This window comes from Candidatus Avelusimicrobium alvi, assembly GCF_958451995.1.
GTDB lineage: Bacteria > Elusimicrobiota > Elusimicrobia > Elusimicrobiales > Elusimicrobiaceae > Avelusimicrobium > Avelusimicrobium alvi.
Genome location: NZ_CAUDSG010000014.1, coordinates 16,551 through 40,667, shown reverse-complemented (window position 1 = coordinate 40,667; position 24,117 = coordinate 16,551). Strand labels below are relative to the sequence as shown.

Sequence of the window (24,117 nt, the reverse complement as noted above, 5' to 3'; positions counted from 1 at the left end):
ATATCCCGTGCAGAAAAGCCTCGGATTTACGCTTATAGAGCTGTTGGTGGTCGTTCTCATCATTGGTATTTTGGCGGCGGTCGCGCTACCGCAGTACAACCGTGCCGTGCTGCGCGCCCGGTACAGCGAAATGCAAACACTGGCGCGCACGTTTGCCGATTCGGCTGCCCGCTATTATTTGGCTAACGGCGTTCCGCCGGATTATTGGGGTGATATGGATATCGGCGTGCCGGGCAGCTGTACCGCCTCGGATACGGTTGTGGAAGGTCCTATGTACTGCCACGGCAACCGCATTTATTGCGATTTGCGGATAGTCGATACAAAAGTGATTGTCTGCTTTGTTAAGCCCGGAAGCGGCGGAGAGTATCAGGCGGCCTATGCGCAGTTTTTCGGACCGGAAAACCAAACACGGGAATGCTGGGCGGCGCAGTCGGATGAGCAGGCCAACTCGTTATGCAAAGGAATAGGCGGTACGGCGGCCGGAACGGCTTCGCATCATACGTGTACGCTCATAGGCGGCTGTAACCGTTATTTGCTTCCGTAACGTGAAACGCTCCGCTCTTTTTCTGCGACAAAGGCCCCGCTTCCAGCGGAGCCTTTATTTTTGGCAGGAATCATTCTGGCCACAGCCGCATACAAAAACAAAACCCCGCTTTCGCGGGGGTTAAATGGTGGTAAGGGATTCGGCCACAAGTCGCCTCGTTGACCCTCGGCGCTCGCGGCCCCGCCTCGCCATGCTCGCCTTTGCCCTGCGGGCAAAACTCGCATAAGGCTGCGGCTTTCTCATCCTAACGCAGGCCAAGCAGTTGGCCTGCTTTCCTACATAAAACCCCTGCGTATGCTCAAGGCACCCGCAGGGGTTTAAATGGTGGTAGGAATAGGATTCGAACCTATGTAGGGCGTAGCCCGACGGTTTTACAGACCGTTGCTTTTGACCGCTCAGCCATCCTACCAAACAATTCGTTAAAAACGCCGGGAACCCGAAAGCCCCCGGACCGTAGTTATTACTTAAACAACTAGGTACAAATATTATAACAAAAAAATCATTTTCTGTCATCCGGCCGCCTGCATATATAAAGCGGGCGTTCTTTTCTTTTTAACCCTCGTTCCCGTCGGGCAATAAGTCCGCAAAATTGCTAAAATATCACTATGCAAAAGACGAATTCTACCCCTTTGATGAAACAATACTACGACATCCGGGCCAAGCACCCGGGTATTGTTTTATTCTTCCGGTTAGGTGATTTTTACGAAATGTTTGACGAGCAGGCCCGCGAAGTGAGCGCCATTTTGGGCCTTACGCTCACCGCGCGCCACGGCATTCCCATGTGCGGCATTCCCTATCATGCGGCAAACAACTACATTGTACGGCTTCTTAACGCCGGGAAGAAAATCGGCATTTGCGAACAAACCAGCTCGGTGATGGATAAAAACACCAAACTCTTTGAGCGCAAAGTCACGCGCGTGATTACCCCCGGCACGCTGATGGAAGACACTCTGTTGGACGCCAACCAGGCCAACTATTTGGTGGCAATCAGCGTAAGCGGAAGCGGGTGGGGGCTGTCGTGCGTGGAAGTTTCCACGGGCGAATTTTGGGTCAACCAAAACGATAAAGACGCAACGCTCACCAACCTCGCCGCCGCGCTGGCCGCCATCAACCCTTCCGAAATCATCGGGGATAAGGAGTCGCTTGCGCAGCTGCAAACCAAAGTGGTGCTCCCGGGCAAGCTGACGCTTACGGAACAGGAACCGTTTGATGGGGACTATACCCTCCCCGCCAACTGGCCCGCGCTGGGCGCGTGGGGCGGCCATAAAAAAGCCCTGGCCTGCGCTCTGCAGACGATGAAGTATTTAAACGTAACCGAGCCCAGCTTTAAAACCGTTTTAATCCCTTCTTACCGCGAACTCAAGGAATGTTTGCAGATTGACGAAAACGCCGTGGCGTCTTTGGAGCTGGTCAAAAGCCAGGACGGCGGCCGCCGGGGCAGCCTGTGGGCGCTGCTGGACAAAACCAAAACCGCCGTAGGCAGCCGCAAGCTGAAAGAATGGATTTTGCACCCGCTGATGGACCCGGGTGAAATTTCCCAGCGGCAGGACTGTGTGGAAGGATTTGTTAAAAATCAGTCCGCCGTGGCGGATTTGACCGCGCTTTTGCAGAACATTTCGGATATTGAGCGCATCATGACGCGCACCGCCACCGGCACCGCTTCGCCGAGGGATTTGTCGGGGCTGAGGCAGTCTTTGCTTAACGTAGATCCCATCGCCCGCTGGTTTGAGGCGTACGGCTCCATCGCGCCGCATTTGCAGGCGCGCTTTGCCGAAAATCTGCCCGTCCTTCAAGATATGGCGCGCGTGCTGTACGACGCGATAAACGAAAATCCGCCGATGCGCCTGTCCGACGGGCACGTCATCCGCGCGGGCTACAACGCCGAGCTGGACGAACTGCGTTCGCTTAAATCAAACGGCAGCAAGTCCATGGAAGACATTTGCGCGCGCGAACGCGAAAAAACCGGTATTTCCACGATGAAGGTGGGATACACTTCCGTATTCGGATATTATTTTGAGGTCACCAAATCCCATATAGATAAGGTGCCTTATTCTTACGTGCGCAAGCAGACGCTCGTCAACGCGGAGCGTTTTATTACCGAAGAACTCAAAGAGCTGGAAGACAAAATTTTAAACGCGGAGCAAAAAATCATCCGCCTGGAAAGCGGTTTGTTTGACCAGGTGCGCAAAACGCTGGCCGCACAGATCAACCATTTAAAAGCGTTTGCGCAAATCGTGTCGGAGCTGGACGTGTACGTTTCGCTCGCGCTGTGCGCGATGAAAGGCGGCTGGGTCAAACCGACCGTGGACAACAGCACGGAACTCCATTACGAATCGGGCCGCCATCCGCTGGTGGAAGAAACCCTGCCCGCCGGAAGCTTTGTGCCCAACCACCTGGGCATCGGCACGCCGGAAAACCAGATTATGCTTATCACCGGCCCCAATATGGGCGGCAAAAGCGTATTTTTAAAGCAGACGGCCATCCTGGTAATTCTGGCGCAGATGGGCAGTTTTGTGCCGGCCGCTTCGGCGCGGCTTGGCGTGGTGGATAAAATTATGACGCGCATCGGCGCGCACGACGCGCTGGGGCGCGGCAACTCCACCTTTATGGTGGAAATGAACGAAACCGCGCATATTCTGGCGTGCATGACGCCGCGCAGTTTAATTTTGCTGGACGAAGTGGGGCGCGGCACCTCTACGTTTGACGGCATTTCCATCGCCTGGGCCATTGTGGAGTATTTATACAAGCCGCACGGCGGGCCCAAGGTGCTGTTTGCCACGCATTATTTTGAGCTGGTGGATTTGGAAAACAAATACGCAAGCGTGCGCAATTACCACGTGGAAGCCCGGGAATATAAAGACGCCACGGGCGAAAGCCGCCTGGCGTTTCTGTACCAGATTCTGCCCGGCGCGGCGGACCGTTCGTACGGCATTCACGTGGCCGAAATCGCGGGGCTTCCCGCGGCCTGCACCCTGCGCGCCAAGAAAGTGCTGAAAGATTTGGAAGCCAAAAAAGGCGCCAAAATTTCCGCCAAAGAGCAGGACATGGTAAAAGACTTGTTTTCTTCGCCCATTGTGGAAGAAATCAAAATGGCCGACCCGGACAAACTGACTCCGCTTGCGGCCTTACAGCTGATTTGCGAATGGAAGAAACGGATTAATGAGTAACATACGCGTACTGGACGAAAAAACAGCCGGAAAAATCGCCGCGGGCGAGGTTATTGAACGCCCCGCCGGGGTGCTGAAAGAATTATTGGAAAACGCGGTGGACGCGGGCGCCACGTGCGTAAACGTGGATATTGAAGGCGCCGGGCGCGACTTAATCCGCATCAACGACAACGGCTGCGGCATGAGCGCGGAAGATTTGGCGCTTAGCGTAATGCGCCACGCCACCAGCAAAATCCGCGCGTTTGACGATTTGGCCTCGCTGACCACGTTCGGTTTCCGCGGCGAGGCGCTGTACTCGGCGGCGGCGGTATCGCGCATGACGCTTACCAGCTGCACCGAAGGCGGCAGCGGCAGCCGGCTGGAACTTCACGCCGGAAAAGTGTTTGCCCAAAGCCCCGCGCCGTCCATTCGCGGCACGACGGTGGAAATACGCGATTTGTTTTATAACGTGCCCGCGCGGCTTAAATTTTTAAAGAGCGACGCCTACGAACGCGCGTGCCTGCTTAAAGTAATTGAAGAAAGCGCGCTGGCCAATTTACATGTGGGCTACCGCGTCAGCATCAACGGACGCCGCGTGTACGACCTGCCCGCCGAAAACGGCCCGATGGCCGAAGCCGCCGTGTCGCGCGCCCGGCAGATTTTGGGCGACGAAGTGGCCAATACGCTGGTGTTTAAAGAATTTGGCGAAATGGGCCTAAAGCTTTTCTTGACCCCCGCCGACAAACTGGTTTCCGTGCGCGATATGCAGTATGTGTTCGTCAACCGCCGCCCGATTGATTCCAAAACCGTCCAGCAGGCTATTTACAAGGCGTACCAAAACGTCCGCCCCAAAGACCGCCATCCCGCATTTTTGGTGTATATGACGCTGGACCCGTCCGATTTTGACGTAAACATTCATCCGCAGAAGCGCGACATCCGTTTTGTAAACGAAAACAAAGTATTCAGCTTTATTATGCACTGCGCGGGCGAAACCGTGTTTACCAATGCGCGCCCGGTGGACGTGGCACTGCCCGATGCGGGGCCGTCCGTCTCCCTGTCCGAAGCCGCCCAGCCGGCGGCGCAGGCGCTGTTTACGCCGTCCGCGCCCACGCCGATGGAAACGTTCGCGGCCGAATTTGCCCCCAAGGCAAAAATGCCCTCGTCCGACTTTGCGCCCAAGCCCGCTTTTTTAATGCGGGAAACCGAAGAGCCCGCCGAGTATGTGGCGCGCCCCGCCGCCGCTGCGCCCGAAGCGGCCGCTTCGCCGGCCGTTCCTTCCGCCCAGCCGGATTTGCACACGCAGACGGACCCGGGCTGGTATCACGGCCCGTACCATTATTTGGGCCAGCTGCAAAAAAGTTATTTGCTGTTTGAAAACCCGGAAGGGCTGGTGATTATAGACCAGCACGCCGCGCAGGAACGCGTACTGTTTGAGTATTATCTGGATGCTTTTGAAAAGCGCGAAGTAAAAGTGCAAAAACTGCTGTTTCCCATTCACGTGGATTTGCCGCCCTCCAACGCCGAGACGCTGTTGTCGTGGGCGGACTGGCTGAAAACCGCGGGTTTTGAAATAGAGCCTTTTTCCGCGCATACCGTGCTGGTGCGCACCATGCCGCATATGATTCGTTTTAAAGAAGACGATATGAAAGATTTCATCGTATCGCTTTCGCAGGTGGTGGGCGATCCGGCCAAATCCACCGAAAGTTTAAAACGCAAAATGGTGGCGATGCTGGCGTGCAAAAAGGCCATCAAAGCGCATGACCAGATTTCTCCCGCCGAAGCCGAAGGCTTGTTGGAGAATATGAAAAAATGCCGGGACGGCATGCACTGCCCGCACGGCCGGCCCTGCGTGGCGCAGTTAAATATGAAGCAAGTGGACAAACTGTTCGGGCGGTAATGTATGAAGATAACTAAAATCACCTGCGTGTTTTTCAGCGCAACCGGCCGACCGAAAAAACGGCCGATGCGTTTTTATCCGCCCTGCCTCTGCCTGCTGAAAAAATAGATATTACGCCCTTTTCCGCACGCGGTTTTGCGTGCACGTTCGGCCCGGATGAGCTGGCTGTGTGGGCGGCCCCGGTTTACGGCGGCCGTATTCCCGCCGCGGCGAAGGAGCGGTTTTTACAATTAAAAGGAACCCAAACGCCCGCCGTTCTGCTGGCCGTATTCGGCAACCGGGATTATGACGACGCCCTGCTTGAAATGTGCGATTTGGCCCTTGCCGGCGGATTGGTGCCCGCCGCCTGCGCCGCGCCGGTGGCGGAACATTCTATTATGCACTCCGTCGCCGCCGGACGGCCGGACGCGGCGGACCGCGAAAAGCTCGCGGCGTTTGCGCAGGATGTTTGGCGCAAGCTGGAAAACGAGGCGGACATTTCCTCCCTCTCCCTGCCGTCCGTTAAAGGCCGCCGCCCATATATGGCATACCCGAATATCCCGTTTAAACCCGCCGCTTCCGCCGCGTGTATCCAATGCGGCAAATGTGCGCGCGAATGCCCGGTAAACGCCATCCCGGAGGACGCGCCGGAGCAGACGGACAAAACGCGCTGTATTTCGTGCATGCGCTGTATAAGCGTGTGCCCGGCTGGTGCGCGGGGGCTTAATAAAATTGCGCTTGCGCTGGCCGAAAAAGTGTTTGCTTTTAAACACGGCGCGCGCAAAGAGCCCGAATTTTTTATTTAACAAGTTGCAGTACACGGTTTTTGGCGGATGAAAGCGTGCGGCTGTACGGCGTGGAGCCGCCGGGGCGCGGCATCTTGCGCGCGGAAATTTGGAAAGGAGCCTTTTCACGGCTCCTTTCTCTTTTCTTTAGGCCGAAAAAAAGGTATCCTTTATGTATATTCTCTATTGGAGGGCATATGCCTGAAAACCCCGTTTTGGAACGCGTTTTATTTTCGGAACAACAATTAGCCGGCCGGGTGGCCGAACTGGGCCGCGAAATTTCCGCCGACTACCGCGGCAAACTTCCGCTTTTCGTCGGTATTTTGCGCGGCTGCATTTTGTTTTATTCGGACCTGATGAAAAACATCAGCGTGGACTGTAATATGGATTTTATGTGTCTTTCCTCGTATGCGGGCGGAACGGCCAGCACCGGGCAGGTGCGCACCATGCTGGATTTGCGCGAAAGCATCAAAGGCCGCCATGTGGTTATCGTGGAAGATATTGTGGATACGGGGCTGACGCTGGAATATCTGATGGGCAATTTAAAAAACCGCGGCGCGGCCAGCATTGAAATTTGCTGCCTGCTGGACAAGCCCTGCAACCGCAAAGCCGACGTACACCCGAAATATGTGGGTTTTACCGTGGAGAACGAATTTGTCATCGGTTACGGGCTGGATTACAACGAGCTGTACCGCAACTTGCCGTATATAGGGGTATTTAGAAAATAATGAAGAACAACAAAAATCCGAACAGCCGCAAAATCATTTCCGTAGGACAAATCGTGGGGTGGCTGGCCATTTTCGCCCTGGCGGTGTTAATTTTTAACAAGCCGGGCGCCAAGCAGACGGAGCTGGATTATTCCGACTTCAAACACAAAGTGGCCGCGGCCGAAGTGTCGGATTTAACGGTGGCTCCGGGCGTGATTACCGGTATGTACAAAAACGCCGAGGGCCAGTTCGCGCCGTTTAAAACGGTGCGCATGGAAGACCCGGAACTGGTAAAAGAGCTCTCTGCCGCCAACGTGAAATACAAAGCCGAGCAGGACAACAGCTGGGTGGGCAACATTTTGTTCAACCTGCTGTGGATTGTGCTCCTGGTGGGGCTGTGGTGGTTTATTTTTCTGCGCCCGCAGAGAAGCGACGGCAAAAGCGCGATGAACTTTGCGCGCTCCAAGGCCAAAATGCAGGACCCGTCCCAGCAAACCGTCACCTTTAAAGACGTGGCCGGCTGCGAAGAAGCCAAAGAAGAGCTGGAAGACGTCATCAAATTTTTAAAAAACCCGAAAAAATTCCAAAAACTCGGCGGCAAACTGCCCAAAGGCGTACTGCTTTACGGCGCGCCCGGCACGGGTAAAACCCTGCTGGCCAAAGCCGTGGCGGGAGAAGCCGGCGTGGCGTTCTTTTCCGCTTCCGCTTCCGAATTTGTGGAAATGTTCGTGGGCGTGGGCGCGGCGCGCGTGCGCGACTTGTTTGACCAAGCCAAGAAGAATTCTCCGGCCATCATTTTTATTGACGAGCTGGACGCCGTGGGCAGACGCCGCTTTGCCGGCATCGGCGGCGGACACGACGAGCGCGAACAAACGCTCAACCAGCTGCTGATTGAACTGGATGGTTTTGAAAGCAAGCAGGGCATTATTTTAATGGCCTCCACCAACCGCCCCGACGTGCTGGACCCGGCGCTCATCCGCCCCGGCCGTTTTGACCGGCATATCTCCGTCCCCGCGCCGGACTTAAAAGGCCGCGAAGAAATTTTAAAAGTACACGCCAAAAAAGTGAAACTCGGCGAAGACGTGGATTTGAAAACCGTCGCCAAAGGCACGCCCGGTTTTGTGGGGGCGGACTTGGCTAACGTCGTCAACGAGGCCGCCATCCTGGCCGCCCGCGCCGACAAAGAAGCCGTTACCAAAAGCGATATGGACGAAGCCGTGGAGCGCGTGATTGCCGGCCCGCAGAAAAAAAGCCGTATCATCTCCAAGCACGAACAGCGCGTGATTGCCGCGCACGAAGTGGGGCACACCGTGGTGGCGCGCCTGACGAACCATTCCGACCCGGTGCACAAAGTTACCATCATCCCCCGCGGCCAGGCGCTGGGCTACACGCTGCAGCTGCCGCTGGAGGATAAATTCTTAGTCAGCAAGTCCGAAATGCTGGACAAAATCTGCATCCTGCTGGCCGGCCGCGCGGCCGAAGAAATCGTGTTCGGGGAAATTACCTCCGGCGCGAGCGACGATTTGAACAAAACCATGGCCTACGCCCGCAAGATGGTGGTGGAGCTGGGAATGAGCGAAAAACTCGGCCCCATTGCCCTGCCCAGCGGCGAAGAAGGCGAAGTGTTCCTGGGGCGCGACCTTTCGCGCCATACGACATACTCGCAGGAACTGGCCCGTACCATTGACGAAGAAATTATGAATTTGATTAAGTCGTCCTATGCGCGCGCGAAAGACATTATCGTGTCCAACCGCGCCGCGTTCGACAAACTGGTGGAAACACTGCTCGCAAAAGAAGTGGTGGACGCCGCCGAGATTGACGACATCCTGGGCTTGAAACCCGCCGCGAACGAGGACGCTTCGCGCGAGCCCGCAGCGCAAGAACCCGTAAAAGAGGAACCGAAGGCGCCGAAAGCCGAAAGGCCGGAGGCTCAACAGGCGGAACTCTTTTAAGGCCGTTTGACCGCTGGGCCGGGACGTTACCGCGCAGGTCCGGGGCTGTGGTGCCCGCACTTGGCGCAAAAGGAAGCAACGTATGGGAAAGTACTTTGGAACCGACGGGGTCCGCGCCGTAGCCGGCCAGTTCCCGTTGGTGGATGACTTCATCCAAAAATTGGGCTATGCCGCTTTACGCGAATTGCAGGAATACGCCAAAGAAGAGCATTTAAAGCCCCAGGTGATTATCGCGCAGGACTCCCGCGCGTCCGGCCCGGCCATTTTGGCCGCGCTGGAAAAAGGCATCCGCGCCAGCGGCGCCAACGTCATCAGCGTAGGCGTCGCGCCCACCCCGGCCGTGGCCTATCTGGTCAAGCAAACCGGCAGTCTGTGCGGCGTGGTTATTTCCGCCAGCCACAATCCGGCGGAATTTAACGGCATCAAATTCTTTACCAACCACGGCACAAAACTGCCCGAAGAATTGGAAAACTCCATTGAAGCCGAAATTGAAACCCTGCAAGCCGTACCCGCCCCCAAAGGTTCGTTTGAAGAGAACGAAGCCCTGATAAAAGAATACGAAAAATTTTTAATGTCCACCGTGGACGCCGGCCTGCTCAAAGGCACCAAAGTGGTGCTGGACTGCGCCAACGGCGCCAGCTCCAAAGTGGCGGTAAACGTCTTTGCCGGCCTGGGGATGGACGTGGTGGTTACCGGCGCCAAGCCGGACGGCACGAACATCAACAAAAACGTGGGCGCGCTGCATACGGATTTTATGCAGCGGCTGACCGTGAAAGAAAACGCTTTTATCGGGTTTAGCTTTGACGGCGACGCGGACCGCGTGATTGCGTCCGACGAAAAAGGCCGCCAGCTGGACGGGGACAATATCATCTCCGCTTCGGCCCTGTGCATGAAAGAAGCCGGCCTGTTAAGCGGCAACAAAGCGGTGCTGACCATTATGGCCAACCTGGGCTGCATCAACTACTTAAAAGAGCACGGCGTAGAAGTGGAGCTGACCACGGTGGGGGACAAATACGTCTCCGAGGCGCTGGAAAAAGGCGATTTGGCGCTGGGGGGAGAGACGTCCGGCCACATCATTTTCCGCCGCTTTGCCAACACGGGCGACGGCATTTTGTCCGCCCTGCAGTTTTTACAGTTTGTTAAAAAATCCGGTCATCCGGCCAGCTGGTTCGCCGACCGGTGGAAAAAATATCCCAGCAAATTAAAAGCCGTGCACGTGGAGCAGAAACCGCCGCTGGAAAGTCTGGACGGGTTTTTGTCCGGCGTGGCGGAAATTGAAAAAACGATGAACGGCAAAGGCCGCGTCATCGTGCGCTACAGCGGCACCGAGCCCAAGCTCCGCATTTTGGTGGAGGGGGAAGAAGAAACGGCGGTGGACCGCGTGATGAACGAAGTGGAAGCCTTGTACCAACAAAAAACGGAGGTGCGCAAATGACTTTGAAATTAGGGGTAAACATAGACCATATCGCCACGCTGCGCCAGGCGCGCCGCGCGCCCTACCCGGACCCGGTGGACGCCGCGGCCGTGTGCCTGGGCACCGGGGCGGATTACATCGTCGTCCATTTGCGCAAAGACCAGCGTCATATTAACGAGAAAGACGTGGCCCGGCTGTGCAAAACGTTTCCGGGCAAAATCCATTTGGAATGTTCCTACACGCCGGAGCTGGAAAAAGCCGCGCTGAAATATAAGCCGTTTTCCGTCTGCATCGTGCCGGAAGAACCGGGCGAAGTAACCACCACGGGCGGCCTGAAATTTACGCCTAAAGTAACCAAACGCCTGCTGGAAATGATTGAAAAACTGCATAAAAAAGGCATTTTAGTCAGCCTGTTTATCAGCCCCGAAGCGGCCGACGTGCGTGCGGCGGCCAAGCTGGGCGCGGATATTGTGGAGCTGTGCACCCGCGATTACAGCGAGGCTGCCACCCCCAAACGCGCGCAGAAATTATTGCAGGACCTGGCGCTTTCCACCCTGCTGGCCAAAGAACTCGGCCTGGAAGTGCATGCCGGGCACGGGCTGGATTACCATAACGTGCTGGCGGTGGCGGACATCGGCGGGATGGCGTGCATGAATATCGGTTTTTCCATCGTTACGCGCTCCGTATTCGCGGGGCTTCCTGCGGCCGTAAGCGAGATGAAAGGGCTTTTATAGGAGCGTGCTATGTGCGGAATCATCGGATACGTAGGCAACAACAACAGCGTTCCCTATATTATTGACGGACTCAAAAAATTGGAATACCGCGGGTATGATTCGGCGGGCATTTCCATTATTCAGGACGGAAGCCTGGTTACCGTGCGCGCGGTGGGCAAAGTGGCGGAGCTGGAAAAAGCCGCCCTTATCGCCAACCCCAAAGGCGGCACGGGCATCGGCCATACGCGGTGGGCCACGCACGGCAAACCAAGCGAAGAAAACTCCCACCCGCATACGGACTGCACGGGCGACATCGTCGTCGTGCACAACGGCATTATTGAAAACTACCTGACGCTGCGCGCCAAGCTGGAATCGCGCGGGCACCGTTTTAAAAGCGAAACGGACACCGAAGTCATCGCGCATTTGATTGAAGAAAACCTGCTTCACGTGCGCGCGTCCAACGACCCGGACCGTTTGTTAAAAGCCGTCCAGAAAACCAATAAAGAAATTTCCGGCGCGTTTGCGTACGGCGTATTGTGGGCGCGCACGCCCGGCCTGCTGATCGGCGTAAAAAACCAGAGCCCGATGGTGGTTGGCCTGGGCAAAAACGAAAACTTTTTAGCGTCCGACGTGCCCGCTTTTTTAAAACACACCAACAAAGTGCTGTTTTTGGAAGACGGCGAAATCGCCGTTTTGCACGTGGACGGAGTAACCGTCATCGGCAAAGACGGCAAAGAAGCAAAACCCAAACCCGTTAAAATTTCGTGGGACCAGCAAACCGCCGAAAAAGGCGGCTACGAGCATTTTATGCTCAAAGAAATTTACGACCAGCCCCAAGCCATAGAAGACACCCTGCGCACCGCGCGCACGGACTTTGGCAAAATCCTGGGGCTGGACACCGAAGGCATCCGCAAACTGCGCAACATTCATATTATCGCCTGCGGCACCGCCTACCACGCGGGCCTGGTGGGCAAATACTATATTGAACAGCTGGCCGGCATTCCGGTAAGCGTGGATTTGGCGAGCGAATACAAATACCGCTCGGTGCCGCAGCTGCCGCATACGCTGGCGGTGGCCATCAGCCAGTCCGGCGAAACGGCGGACACCATCGGCGCGGTGAAGAAAGCGCAGTCGCTGGGGTTCCGCACGCTGGCGGTGTGTAATGTGCTGGGCTCTACGCTCACCCGCACGTGCGACAGTACGTTCTTTACGCACTGCGGGCCGGAAATCAGCGTGGCCTCCACCAAAGCGTTTACCAGCCAAATTACTTCTATGTATGCGCTGGCGGTGTTTTTGGGGCAGGCCAACGGCAATTTAAGCAAAACGGTGTTTGACAAACTTTATAAAGAACTGCTGACGCTTTCTAAATCCATGAGCGAAGTGGTGAAATTGGAATATGACGTGCGCCATTTAACGCGCAAAATTTATAAAGCGGACCGGTTTATCTTTTTAGGCCGCAACGTCAACTTTCCGATTGCACTGGAAGGCGCGCTGAAACTCAAGGAAGTTTCGTACCGAAGCGCGGAAGGTTTCGCTGCGGGCGAAATCAAACACGGGCCGATTTCGGTGATTGATAAAGGCACGCCCGTCATTATGATTATGCCGCACGACGCGCTGTTTGAAAAAATGCTTTCCGCCTGCCAGGAGTGCCGGGCGCGCGGGGCGTTTGTCGTGGCCGTTACCACAAAAGCGGGCGCCAAGCAGGCGCGCGGCGTGGCGGACAAATTAATTATTGTGCCGCAAGCCGGCGAATTTTTACAGCCGGTAATCAATGTGGTGCCGCTGCAGTTTTTGGCGTATTGGATTGCCAAACGCCTCGGCTGCGACATTGACCAGCCGCGCAATTTGGCCAAAAGCGTAACGGTGGAATAATGAACGTAATCGGTTTAGGGACGGACCTGGTGGAAGTAAAACGCATTGAGGCGTTCGCCCAAAAACCGGGCGCGCTGGAGCGCGTGTTCTCGCCGGAAGAAATCGCGTACTGCCTGGCGCGCAAAAATAAATACCAGCATTTGGCCGTGCGGTTTGCGGCGAAAGAAGCGGTGTACAAAGCCCTGCCGTTTGACGGCGTGGCGTTTAAAAATATACAGGTAACCAACCTGGAAAGCGGCCGCCCGCAGGTGCGCGTGCAAGACGCGCGGTGCGGTGGGCTGGTGATTTTAATTACGCTGTCGCATACGGAAGCGTATGCGGCGGCGACGGCGGTGGTGCAGCGGTGAAACAGATTACGCGCGAAACGCTCAGCTCCTTTTTACCCAAACGCCCCCGGGAGGCCAACAAAGGCTCTTTCGGCCGGGTGCTGGTGCTGGCGGGTTCGCGCACGATGTGCGGCGCGGGTTTTTTATGCGCCAAAAGCGCCCTGCTTTCCGGCGCGGGCCTGGTGTTTTGGGCGCTGCCGGCCAGTATGCAGCCGGCGTTTGCCGCCGCTCTGCCCGAAGCCATTACCCTGCCGCTTCCCGAAACCCCGGAAGGGGAAATCAGCCGCGAGGCATTTGGCCTGCTGATGGATTTTTGCGCGTTGCGCAAGCCGTCTTTGGCCGTTGTCGGCCCCGGTATGGGGGCCAGCCCGCTTTTAGGGGAGTTTCTGGCGCAGTGTCCGCTGCCCGTCATCGCGGATGCGGACGCGCTTAATTTTTTAGCCCGCCGGGAAAACTGGGCCAAATGCTGGCCGAAAAACCGGCCTTCCATATTTACGCCGCACCCCGGCGAGATGGCGCGCCTGCTTAAAACGGAAATTACGTTGGACGAAGCCGGCCGCCGCCGGCAGGCCGAAGCGCTGTGCCGGTTGACGGGCGGCGTGAGCGTTTTAAAAGGGTCCGGCACGCTGGTGTGCGCGGAAACGGACGGCGTCCCGGAAACCTGGCAAAACACCACGGGCGGCCCTGCGCTGGCCAAGGCGGGGTCCGGCGACGTGTTGTCCGGCGTGATTGCCGGGCTGTGGGCGCAGCTGGGCGCCGCAGAAGGATTTGACGCCTCCAGCGCATTAAAGGCCGCGCTGTGCGGCGTATATTTGCACGGCCTGGCGGGAGATTTGGCCGCGCTTAAACGCACCGATTACGGCGTGCTCGCCGGCGATACGGCGGCGTACATCCCGCAGGCGTTTTTAGAGATTTTGGAATAATTGCTTACACAAGGAGAAGTTATGAGTTCTGTCTTGTATGTTATTTTAATCGTGCTGGGCGTGCTGGCGTTAATCGCCTTGCTGACCGTTTATTTTTGTATGCGCGCGGCCAAAAGCGTCTTACACCCCGTTTCCAAACGCAAAGCGCTGGACGCGTGGCCGGACCAGTTCGGCCTGCCGTATGAAAACGTGTACTTTAAAACGGAAGACAAGGTGCAAATCAAGGGCTGGTTTATCCCGAGCGAGGAGTATTCCGCCAAAACCATTATTTTAATGCACGGCTGGGGGATGAACCGCTCCGATATTTTAAAAAATACGTACTTCCTGCGCGATTTGGGTTTTAACCTGCTGTATTTTGATTTCCGCGCACTGGGCGAAAGCGGCGGCAAGACGAGCTCTATCGGATACCTGGAACTTAAAGACGTGGCCGCGGCCGTGCGCTTTTTAAAAGAAACGCGCCCGCAGTTCTGCGAAAAAATCGGCTTGTACGGTTTATCTATGGGGGGCATGGTGGCCATTTGCGAAGCCGCGCACAACCCCGAAATTTCCTGCGTGGTGGCGGAAGCTTCGTACTATTCGTTCCGCCGCGTGGTGTCCCGCTGGGCGTGGGTGCACCATAAGGTGCCCTATTTCCCGCTGATTCCGATTATTCTGCATTATATCCGCAAATACCTGGGTGTCAATCCGGAGCGTTACAGCCCGAAGTACAACATTCCTAAAATTGCGCCGCGCCCGGTGTTTATCATTCACGGCCGGTACGACAACCTGGTCCCCGCCGCACAGGCCAAAATGCTGTTTAAAAAAGCGGGCGAACCCAAAGAAATCTGGCTGGTGCCCGGCGCAAAGCATAATAAATGCGCCGAGGTGGGCGGGTTTGAATACAAACAGCGGCTGGCGGATTTTTTCCGGCAGTATTTATAACATCTTTAACCCGCCGGAAGTGTTGGCGGGTGTTTTATGAGAGGGGGAAGTATTATGAAGGAAGGTCAGCTGGTTATTTTTGATTTGGACGGCACCCTGCTGGACACTATTGCGGACTTGGCCTGCGCGGCCAATCATTCGCTTAGTGCGCTGGGGCTGGCCCCGCGCACGGAAGCCGAGTGTGAAACGTTTGTGGGCAACGGCGTGGGCAAACTGCTGGAACGCGCCCTGCCGGAAGGCTATAAAACACCGGAATATATGGAAAAAATCCGGCCCGCTTTTTTCGCTTATTACGACGAACATTTAACGGACCGCACGAAGCCGTATCCGGGCATGGCAAAACTGCTGGCGGAGCTGCAGTCTCGCGGCGTGAAACTGGCCGTAGCGTCCAACAAATACCAGCGCGCGACGGAGCGGCTGGTAAAGCATTTCTTTCCGGATATTTCTTTTTCAGCCGTGCTCGGCCAGCGCGAGGGGGTGCCCGTTAAGCCTGATCCGTCCATTGTAAACGAGATTCTCATGCTTGCGAACGCGGCCAAAGAGGACGCCTTGTATGTGGGCGATTCGGACGTAGATATGCAAACCGCGAAGAATGCGGGCGTGCGCGTCTGCGGCGTAACGTGGGGCTTCCGCTCCCGCGCCGTGCTGGCGGAATACAGGCCGGACTTCATTACGGACGACCCGAACGAAATTTTGGATATGCTCGGCTAGACGATACTTTGTCACGAAATCAACCCAACGGATAAGGATATTTTTCTTATCCGTTTTTTATTGTCCGGCTGTTTTACGCTATTGCCTGCTGGTGTGGGTCCACTAATGAGCCCCAAGGCCCGTCCCCTGCGGGCGGCGGCATACCCCCTTTGTTGTTCCCATCTAACTAATAGCACCGTTTATTGCTTTAGCCCTGGCCAGGCCAGATTGCCTGCCCCTGGAAGGGGTTGTATTGTTTTTTTTTGATACGATTTTGAGGTGGCTGAGATGGGAAAAGAATCCCCGACGTATAAACCTTGTATTTAGGGGCTGTTTTAAAGGATTTTGAATGCTTCTTTCTGTCCCTCCTCAACCACCAAGACAGAGAGAGAACGGGGGCGTGATGAACCTATCTTATTACGCCCCCCATTAAGCCGAGGAGGGAATATGCAAACATCCCACAAGAGGAAGAAAGCCTTCACGCTTACGGAGCTGTTGGTAGTGGTAATCGTGATAGGAGTGCTTTCGGCGGTAGTATTGCCGAAGTTCAGTAAAGTAGTGGAAACGCGCAAGACGACGGAAGCGGAAGAGCTGATGTCGGCGGTGCGTACGGAGCAGGAAAAACGCTGTGCTTTGGACAAGAGCTATGTGACGAGTTTAACGGCGGTAAAAGATATAGTACCGTCGGGAACCAGCAAGAACTATGCCTATAGTTTAACGAGCACGGGTATGGAAGCGCAGAGCAAAGGGAAGTATGGGTATACGCTGAAGATGCCGTCGTATGCGGACGGGCGCATTTGCTGTGAGAACGAAGCGGAATGTGCGAAGCTGAATAAAGACTACCCGTTATGTTCTGCCTTAATGGCGCGAGCGGACTACCGGAGCGGTGCGGAATGTGCAGGGGAACCGGAAGAGAAACAATGTACGGGCTCTTCTACGCAGTCGTGCGGGTGTAACAACGGCGGAACACAAACGCGTACGTGCGATACGTCCACGGGCACGTGGAGCGGGTGGAGCGCGTGCAGTATCAGCGATGCGTGCGAATGCACGGGAACGAAGCCGGAAGAAAGCCAGACGTGCAACGACTGCGGCACGCAGACGCGCAGTGTAACGTGTGATACGGCAACCGGCCAATGGAAAACGGGAAATTGGAATACATGCAGCAAGACGGAAGCGGAGTGTACCACGTGCCCGGAAGGAAAGGTACTGGAAAACGGGGTGTGCGTGTGTGAAGAAAGCTGGGAAAAAGACCTTTGCAGCGGGGAAGTAACATGCGGTGATGGAAGCACATCCGTGCTAACCTGGAACGAAGATACCTGCCAGTGCGAAGATTCCTGCCCGAAAGAAACAACAGAATTTTATAATTTAGTGTGTGGCCGTACGGATTATTGGAAAGCTTCTACGAATGTAAATACTCATCCGACTTTGGAAGCGGCGCGAAACGCCTGTGAAAAGTATGGCCAGAATGTCAGTTTTTGTGTTGCCATGCCGGGTTCATCCAATTGTTCCGACCCGAATAAACCCTGCGAAATAACTCAGGGCTGGGGAAAGTGTTTTTCGTGCTCTCAAGAAAAGTGCACCAACGGCGGGCTGGGTACTTGCAGCACCTGTGACTGCACTTGTTATATCGGTTAGCCGCCGGGGTTTGCGTTTCTTTGGGTAAAGTGTTATAATAATATTGCGGGGTAGAGAAGCCTGGTATCTCGCAAGGCCCATAACCTTGAGATCACTGGTTCAAATCCAGTCCCCGCAATGTTTTCTATCATTACCGCCCGCAAGGGCGGTTTTTTTATGATCTTTTGACGGAGCACTGTTTAAAACCGCCGGGTTTTTATGTACAATAAATTAGAGATATAATACGAAAAAACGGGAATAAAAGGGTTTCTCCGTTTGTCAGGAGGGAGTATGAACGTTGCTGTTTTTGCGGGCGGAAATAAAGAGTTTACCGCTTCGCGCCTGGGCGTTAAGTTGGCCCAGTCCCTGCGGGAGCAGGGTTTTAACGTTACGCTGCGCGCCGTCAAAGGCAAAATTAAAGCCAAAGACGCGTCGGACGTGCGGGAATACGCCGCCGCGGCCAAACCCAAAACGCTGGCCGCCGCGCTGGTAAAGGAAAAGACGGATTTTGTCGTTTCGCTGATGAATTTAACGGGCTGTCAGGCCGCCGCGGAAGCGGGCGTGCCGTTTGTGTACGCCGAAAACGAAGGGTTTAAAGAAGACAAAGCCGCCAAAGACAAAAAAACGCTTTTGAAAAAAGCCAAACAGGTGTTTGTCATCAAAACCTCCGATAAACCGCTGAATAAAAAAGTCTATACGGGCCTGAAGGTGCAGGAAGTCGCCAACCCGGCCGTATGGGTGGAGCATTACAATTACAACAAGCCCGCCTGCTTTAAGAAAGAAAACAACATCGTGGCGGTGGGCAAACTGGCTAAAGAAAGCGGGTTTGACAATTTGCTTAAAACCTGGGCCCGCCTGGCCCCCGCGCACCGCACGTGGCATTTAACCATTGTGGGGGACGGCGCCGGCAAAGCCGCGCTGACCAAATTTATTGCTAAAAACGGCTTGGAGGCCAGCACGGAAATCGTGTCCGCGGCTGAAGACGTGTACAGCCTATTGCGTAATGCCGATATTTTTGCCTACCCGGCGCTGAATCCGGCCAATGCGGATATTCTGCTGGACGCCATGGCCAGCAAACTGCCCTGCGTGGCGTGCGAATCCGGGCCGGTTACCGCGCTGGTGGCCAACGGCGTAAACGGTTTAATCGTAAACGCCGGGGAAGAGGAACCCTTTACCGTCGCGCTGGACGAGCTGATGGTGAACTGGGGCAAGCGCGTAGGCATCGCGGTGGAAGCGGGCAAGCTCAAAGACAGATACCCGTTTGAAGATTTTGTCCGCGCGTTCGCGCAGTTCCTGCGCTGATTTAAGCGCCCCGGATAACTGCCGGGGCGTTTTTGTTTTAAGGGGGAGAAGGCGTGAAAATCACGTGTGTGATCGGTACGTTGGGGGGCGGCGGCGCGGAACGCGTAATGACGTATTTATGCGGCGGTCTGGCGGCGTGCGGCCACGAGGTTACGCTTCTTACGTTGGACGACAGCGTGCCCGATTTCTACCCCGTGCCCGAAGGCGTCCGGCGCGAGCGCGTCAACCTGCCCACCTTTAAAAAAGCCGGCGTGCTGGGCGGCATTCCCCGCCTGTGGCGTTTAACGTGCGCCGTGCGCCGCACGCGGCCGGACGCTGTCATCAGTTTTATGACGGTCAGCGTGCTGGCTTCCTGTTTTCTTCTGCGCATCCCCTATATTTACGCCGACCATTTGGACGTACGCCACCTGGCCTACTCCCGCAAGTGGCGGATTCTGCGCAACTTTTTTCTGCGCCATGCGCACCGCGTTACCGTGCTGTCTGAACGGGACCGGAAGTACATCGCGCTGTATCATCCCAAGTGGAAGCCCGCCGTCATCTATAATCCCGCCGTGCCCGCGCCGAAAGGTTTTTTTGCGCGTCCCGCATTTTTGGAAGAAGGCAAAAAACATGTAGTGGCCGTGGGCCGGCTGGTCAAGCAAAAAGGATTTGACCGCCTGCTGGAAGCCTGGCGGCGCATCTGCGAGGAGTTTCCGGACTGGCGTTTGTGCATTATCGGCGCGGGGCCGGATGAGCAGGAACTCAAAGGCCTGGCCGACACGCTGGACGTGCTGTACTGCGTGCGGTTTGTGCCGCCCGTGCAGGGGCTGGAGGCCGTGTATAAGCACGCGGAGCTGTACGCCATGAGCTCGCGCGCCGAAGGGTTCCCGATGGTGTTATTGGAAGCCATGGCCGCGGGGCTTGCGGCGGTGAGTTTTGACTGCAACGGCCCGGACGTGATTATCCGCGACGGAGTGGACGGATTTTTGGTTAAACAGCACCATACCGACCGCCTGGCCGCCAAGCTGGCGGAACTGATGAAAGACGAAGAAAAACGCCGTCATTTCGGCGAGAAGGCGCGCGAAGTGACCAAACGTTTTTCCATGAACAAGTATTTAGACGCGTACGAAGCGCTGTGCCGGGAGGCCGTTAAATGAACTGGAACGACCCTCACATCCGGCTGAGTTTAAAAGAACTGCAGGAAACGCTGGACTGGCGCGGGCGGGACAGCCGCGTCGTGCGCGCCGCTTTTGCCTGGAGCCGGTGTAAAAAGCGGTGGATGCGCCGCGTGAAACAATTTTTCGCCCGCCCGCCGGAAGGGGACGCTTCCGCCCCGCGCGTGTTGTTTTGGCTGGCCGGCGGCATGGGGGACGCGGCCGGCGCGCGCCGGCTGGTAACGGCGTACCGCGCGTTTTTGCCCAATGCCCGCTTTGACGTATATTCCCCGCTGCCCGGTGTGGCGCGTATGCTGTTCGGCGCCGATAAAAATACGCGGATTTTAGAAAAAGACAATATGCGTTTTTCCGGCTACGATTTGGCCCTGCAGACGTGCCTGAGCGCCAAATTTTTACACGTACGCAAAGACCGCCTGAGCCGGCTGGCCCCGGCGTTTCTGCCCGTGTTGGAACGGGCGCAGGCCGCACAGGACTCGCTGGGGGTACTGCTGGAAGATCCTTTTTTAACCGAAGGCGTGCTGGGCCGCTGGCTGTACGCACAGGGCGGGCGGCGGTTTGATTTATTGGCTTATACGGGCGGCACAGAACTGCCGCACGACGCGCAGGAACGTCTGCCGGCGGACGGCGGCGCGCTTAAAAAATTCGGCCTGGAAGGCGCGGCTTACATCACGTTTCATGACGGCACCAGCCACGCGCAGAAGGTGGGCCGCACGCGCCCGACGCGCGCCTGGCCGGCGGTGCGCTGGTGCGAATTTGTACGGTTGTTTAAACGGGAATTTCCGCAGATTAAAGTCGTTCAGCTGGGCGGGCACAACAGCCCGGTTTACGAAGAAGCCGATATCTGCCTGGTGGGAAAAACGGACGTAACGGAACTGCCTTCGCTTCTCGCGGGCGCGCTTGCGCACGCGGATACGGAGAGCGGACTCGTACAGCTGGTGCAGTATACGGACGTAAGAAGCGCGGTGGCGTTCGGCCCCTCCTCCGCGCGGTTTCTCGGCTTTGCCAAAAACGAAAATCTGGCCGCCGGGCCGTGCGGCGGCTGTATGTGGACGACGGCGGATTGGATGATGAACTGTCCGCTGGGTCATACGCCCGCGCCGTGTACGGAGCGCGTAAGCGCGCGGGAAATGCTGGAAGCCGTCAAACGTATTTTGCGGCGTTAAGGCCGCGCGGCGTTTCGGGCCAGCCGGGCTTTAAACAGCGCCCAGTCCCCGCTTTGATAAGAAAAGAAGTACAGCCCCGCCAAAAAGATGATTCCGCCTAAAAGCAGTGTGTAAAACACGTTTGTTCCCGCGCCGTAAAACGCGTATACGGCCGAGGGGAACAGCGCCAGCACGTTTACCGCCAGCACCCGCGCCGCCCGGCGCAGGGAATACAGATACTCCACCTGCGGGAAATGCTTTTTAAACAGCCGGTAATTGATAAATAAACTGACGGCGCAGCACGCGAGCTGTGTGTACGGGTACGCAAACGCGCCCCAGATTTTCATCGTAAACGGCACCGAAACGATAAACAGCACAATGCCCGTGAGCGCATAGGGCAGGCTTTCTTTTACTTTTCTTCCGGCGGCCACCACGTTGTTCTGCATCAGAATAAGCGCCATAAACCACATCATTCCCATCAGCGGACGCAAAAACGCCGCCGCATCGTACGCGGCCCGGGGTGTAAAATGGCCGCGTTTAAAAAACAGCGTGATGATTTCCGGCGCGTAGAAACACGTAAACACCGCCAGCGGCGTGAGGAGAAAAAGCAAAAAATGCTGGGTGGACAGATAGTCCGCGTTTAGTTTGGTCCAGTCGTTTCGGGCGGCGCTTTCGGTCAGCTGGATTTTGGAGACATTGGTTACGCGCAGGGTAAAAATTTCGGTGGGGGAATCGGAAAGCTGTTTGGCGTAGTTAAGCGCGCTGACAAACCCGGCCGCCAGGCCGCTTAACAAATAAAGCGGCAGTACGCTGGAAACGATGTTGGTCAGTTCAATTAACTGGCTGCTGGCGAGGTTTTTGGTTAAATGTTTTTTCCAGCCCGGCCGGGAGGGCGCGAAATCCCAGGCCAGTTCTTTTTTCATCGTATACAGAAATACGGCGATTTGTACGGCGTTGGCCGCCAGAAAGCCGTACACCATGCTGATGATGCCCCAGGAGCGGCCGAAAACGGTTAAAAACAACAGCGGCAGCAGCGCATTAAGCGGCGTGAGCAGCGCGGAAGCAAAGCGGCGGTACATTTCCAGCACGCTGAGCAAATAGGAAGTCAGCAGCTGGAGGCCGAAGAGTAAAAACCCCAGCGACAGCAATGCTTTGTCCGCCGCCAGCTGGGTCGCTTCAAAGCGGGAAAACAACCCGGCAAGCGCCACCGGGCAGGCAAAACCCAGCGCCGCCAACAAGAGCGCCAGCGCCGCATAAAAATAAAACAAACCGTTTAACAGCGGCCGTCCCGCGCCGGGGGACTGCGCGTCCTGCGCCATGGCTTCCGGGATGATGACGGCGGCGTTCATCCGCTGTAAAAACGTTACGCCAAAGCCCATCAGCATAATGAGGTAAAAGTAAACGTCGGTGGTTTTGCCCGCGCCGTAGTACAGCGCAATTAAAAGTGCGTTGGCGAAAGACACCGCTTTCCACGCCAGCGTGGCCCCCACGGCCAGCACGGCCCCGGCGGTATAGGAGGTGGGCTTAAAAAGATTAACCATATTTGATATTATAATAATTTAGGAGAATAATATCGTGACCACTGAATTTGAACCCGTAATCGGGCTGGAAATACACGTCCAGCTCGCCAGCAAAACCAAATTGTTTTGCGCCTGCCCCAACGGCGTGGGCGACGAAACAAAGCCCAATACCGCCATTTGCCCCGTCTGCACGGGCCACCCCGGCGTACTGCCGGTGCTGACCGAAGGCGCCCTGGAACTGGCGGTGCGCGCCGGGCTGAGCATGAACTGCCAAATCAACGAATACTCCTCGTTCTCGCGCAAACATTATTTTTACCCGGATTTGCCCAAAGGCTACCAGATTACCCAGTACGACGAACCCATCAACGGCGCGGGATTTATTGAAATTACGTACGGCCCCAAAGACAATTTGCAGAAGAAAAAAATCGGCATCCATCACGCCCATCTGGAAGAGGACGCCAGCAAATCTTCGCACGAAGGCAGCTATTCGCTGATTGATTTTAACCGCTCCGGCTGCCCGCTGTTGGAAATCGTGTCCATGCCGGATATGCGCTCCGCCGACGAAGCCTACGCGTATCTAACCGAAATCAAACGCCTGATGCGCTGGGTGAGCGCGTCCAACTGCGATATGGAAAAAGGCGAACTGCGCGTAGACGTAAACGTATCCCTGCGCCCCAAAGGGCAGGAAAAATTCGGCACGCGCGCCGAAATTAAGAATTTGAACTCGTTTAAAGCCGTCAAAGACGCGCTGAATTACGAAATCGCGCGCCAGACGGAAATTTTAAACGGCGGCGGCCAGGTCAAACAGGAAACGCGCCTGTGGGACAAAGAGGAAAACGTCACCAAGCCCATGCGCTCCAAAGAAGACGCGCTGGACTACCGCTATTTCCCGGAGCCGGACCTTCCGCCCGTGGTGTTGGAGAAAGCGTGGCTTGCCGACGTAACGGCCCGTATGCCCGAACTGCCGGGCGCGAAAGAAGCGCGCTTTGTTAAAGAAGGCCTGTCCGCTTACGACGCGGGCGTGCTGACGAGTTCACGCGAAATTTCGGACTATTTTGAAGAAGTGACCAAGAGCGGCAAAGTGTCTTTGAAAACCGCTTCCAACTGGATTCAAACCGACCTGCTGGGGATGCTAAACGCCGAGAAGAAGGAAATTGAACAGTCTCCCATTCCCGCGGCGCGTTTGGCGGAGCTGTTGGAGTTGGTGGAAAGCGGTAAAATCAACCGCAAGCAGGGCCGCGAAGTGTTTGACGAAATTTGGAAAACGGGCGAAGCTCCCGCCGCCGTGGTGGAGAAGCGCGGCATGGTGCAGGTGAGCGACGAAGGCCAGCTGGAAGAATGGGCCAAAGCCGCTATGGAGGCCAACCCCAAAGCCGTGGCCGATTTTAAGGGCGGAAACAAAGCCGCCGTCGGCGCGCTGGTGGGTGCGGTGATGAAAATGAGCAAAGGCAAAGCCAACCCGCGCCTGATCAGCCAGCTGTTAAACAAGCTGCTCAGTTAGTTTGGGCGCGAAAGA

The 24,117-nt window shown here is 56.1% G+C and carries 19 protein-coding genes and 2 tRNA genes; 19 read left to right on the top strand and 2 right to left on the bottom strand.

Translation table 11 applies throughout. The features are described from left to right. Window positions 1-7: 7 nt before the first annotated feature. Entirely contained in the window at window positions 8-544 is a 537-nt protein-coding gene (locus ACQY36_RS04210) for a type IV pilin protein (RefSeq protein WP_428077957.1), read from the top strand. Between the two features lie 322 nt (window positions 545-866). On the opposite strand, the gene ACQY36_RS04205 is transcribed toward ACQY36_RS04210, so the two are convergent. Further along, window positions 867-953, bottom strand: a tRNA-Tyr gene (locus tag ACQY36_RS04205). Window positions 954-1,149: 196 nt separating this feature from the next. Here ACQY36_RS04205 and mutS point away from each other — a divergent pair. The 17 genes from mutS (at window position 1,150) to ACQY36_RS04120 (ending at window position 21,102) form a co-directional block, all read left to right on the top strand. Next, window positions 1,150-3,711, top strand: a complete 2,562-nt coding sequence (gene mutS / locus ACQY36_RS04200) for a DNA mismatch repair protein MutS (RefSeq protein WP_428077955.1) — start codon at window positions 1,150-1,152, stop codon at window positions 3,709-3,711. Continuing rightward, a complete protein-coding gene (gene mutL / locus ACQY36_RS04195) occupies window positions 3,704-5,587 on the top strand; it encodes a DNA mismatch repair endonuclease MutL (protein WP_428077953.1) in 1,884 nt (627 codons plus the stop codon). Before mutS ends, mutL begins: the two co-directional genes overlap by 8 nt. A 167-nt stretch (window positions 5,588-5,754) precedes the next feature. Further along, the gene (locus ACQY36_RS04190) at window positions 5,755-6,372 is read left to right on the top strand and encodes a 4Fe-4S binding protein (protein ID WP_428077951.1); all 618 of its coding nucleotides are present in this window, start codon (window positions 5,755-5,757) and stop codon (window positions 6,370-6,372) included. A 176-nt stretch (window positions 6,373-6,548) separates the two neighbouring features. Next, the gene (hpt, locus tag ACQY36_RS04185) at window positions 6,549-7,079 is read left to right on the top strand and encodes a hypoxanthine phosphoribosyltransferase (protein WP_428055977.1); all 531 of its coding nucleotides are present in this window, start codon (window positions 6,549-6,551) and stop codon (window positions 7,077-7,079) included. Continuing rightward, the gene (gene ftsH, locus ACQY36_RS04180) at window positions 7,079-9,010 is read left to right on the top strand and encodes an ATP-dependent zinc metalloprotease FtsH (RefSeq protein ID WP_428077949.1); all 1,932 of its coding nucleotides are present in this window, start codon (window positions 7,079-7,081) and stop codon (window positions 9,008-9,010) included. Before hpt ends, ftsH begins: the two co-directional genes overlap by 1 nt. Window positions 9,011-9,092: 82 nt before the next feature. Continuing rightward, window positions 9,093-10,445, top strand: coding sequence for a phosphoglucosamine mutase (gene glmM / locus ACQY36_RS04175; protein ID WP_428055981.1), 1,353 nt, complete (start codon window positions 9,093-9,095; stop codon window positions 10,443-10,445). Continuing rightward, the gene (locus ACQY36_RS04170) at window positions 10,442-11,158 is read left to right on the top strand and encodes a pyridoxine 5'-phosphate synthase (RefSeq protein ID WP_428055983.1); all 717 of its coding nucleotides are present in this window, start codon (window positions 10,442-10,444) and stop codon (window positions 11,156-11,158) included. The genes glmM and ACQY36_RS04170 overlap by 4 nt, the downstream gene beginning before the upstream one ends. Window positions 11,159-11,167: 9 nt before the next feature. Continuing rightward, window positions 11,168-13,009, top strand: coding sequence for a glutamine--fructose-6-phosphate transaminase (isomerizing) (gene glmS / locus ACQY36_RS04165; RefSeq protein WP_428055985.1), 1,842 nt, complete (start codon window positions 11,168-11,170; stop codon window positions 13,007-13,009). After that, complete coding sequence (acpS, locus tag ACQY36_RS04160; RefSeq protein ID WP_428055987.1) at window positions 13,009-13,356, top strand: holo-ACP synthase; 348 nt, start codon at window positions 13,009-13,011, stop codon at window positions 13,354-13,356. The genes glmS and acpS overlap by 1 nt, the downstream gene beginning before the upstream one ends. Beyond that, the gene (locus ACQY36_RS04155; protein WP_428077947.1) at window positions 13,353-14,258 is read left to right on the top strand and encodes an NAD(P)H-hydrate dehydratase; all 906 of its coding nucleotides are present in this window, start codon (window positions 13,353-13,355) and stop codon (window positions 14,256-14,258) included. The genes acpS and ACQY36_RS04155 overlap by 4 nt, the downstream gene beginning before the upstream one ends. A 21-nt stretch (window positions 14,259-14,279) precedes the next feature. After that, window positions 14,280-15,179, top strand: coding sequence for an alpha/beta hydrolase (locus ACQY36_RS04150; RefSeq protein ID WP_428071898.1), 900 nt, complete (start codon window positions 14,280-14,282; stop codon window positions 15,177-15,179). A 54-nt stretch (window positions 15,180-15,233) separates the two neighbouring features. Then, window positions 15,234-15,890, top strand: a complete 657-nt coding sequence (locus tag ACQY36_RS04145) for an HAD family hydrolase (protein WP_428077945.1) — start codon at window positions 15,234-15,236, stop codon at window positions 15,888-15,890. A gap of 426 nt (window positions 15,891-16,316) precedes the next feature. After that, complete coding sequence (locus tag ACQY36_RS04140) at window positions 16,317-17,504, top strand: prepilin-type N-terminal cleavage/methylation domain-containing protein (protein WP_428077943.1); 1,188 nt, start codon at window positions 16,317-16,319, stop codon at window positions 17,502-17,504. Between the two features lie 44 nt (window positions 17,505-17,548). Further along, window positions 17,549-17,622: transfer RNA gene (locus tag ACQY36_RS04135), tRNA-Met, on the top strand. Between the two features lie 152 nt (window positions 17,623-17,774). Next, complete coding sequence (locus tag ACQY36_RS04130) at window positions 17,775-18,785, top strand: glycosyltransferase (protein WP_428072139.1); 1,011 nt, start codon at window positions 17,775-17,777, stop codon at window positions 18,783-18,785. A 53-nt stretch (window positions 18,786-18,838) separates the two neighbouring features. Then, the gene (locus ACQY36_RS04125; RefSeq protein ID WP_428077941.1) at window positions 18,839-19,921 is read left to right on the top strand and encodes a glycosyltransferase family 4 protein; all 1,083 of its coding nucleotides are present in this window, start codon (window positions 18,839-18,841) and stop codon (window positions 19,919-19,921) included. Continuing rightward, window positions 19,918-21,102: a hypothetical protein gene (locus ACQY36_RS04120; protein ID WP_428077939.1), complete on the top strand. Its 1,185-nt coding sequence runs from the start codon at window positions 19,918-19,920 to the stop codon at window positions 21,100-21,102. Before ACQY36_RS04125 ends, ACQY36_RS04120 begins: the two co-directional genes overlap by 4 nt. On the opposite strand, the gene ACQY36_RS04115 is transcribed toward ACQY36_RS04120, so the two are convergent. Next, on the bottom strand, window positions 21,099-22,622 hold the full coding sequence (locus ACQY36_RS04115) for a lipid II flippase MurJ (RefSeq protein ID WP_428077937.1): 1,524 nt from the start codon (window positions 22,620-22,622) through the stop codon (window positions 21,099-21,101). The two genes, ACQY36_RS04120 and ACQY36_RS04115, sit on opposite strands and share 4 nt — an antisense overlap. A gap of 34 nt (window positions 22,623-22,656) precedes the next feature. Here ACQY36_RS04115 and gatB point away from each other — a divergent pair, with 34 nt between their 5' ends. Next, complete coding sequence (gene gatB / locus ACQY36_RS04110) at window positions 22,657-24,102, top strand: Asp-tRNA(Asn)/Glu-tRNA(Gln) amidotransferase subunit GatB (protein ID WP_428077935.1); 1,446 nt, start codon at window positions 22,657-22,659, stop codon at window positions 24,100-24,102. Window positions 24,103-24,117: the final 15 nt, after the last annotated feature.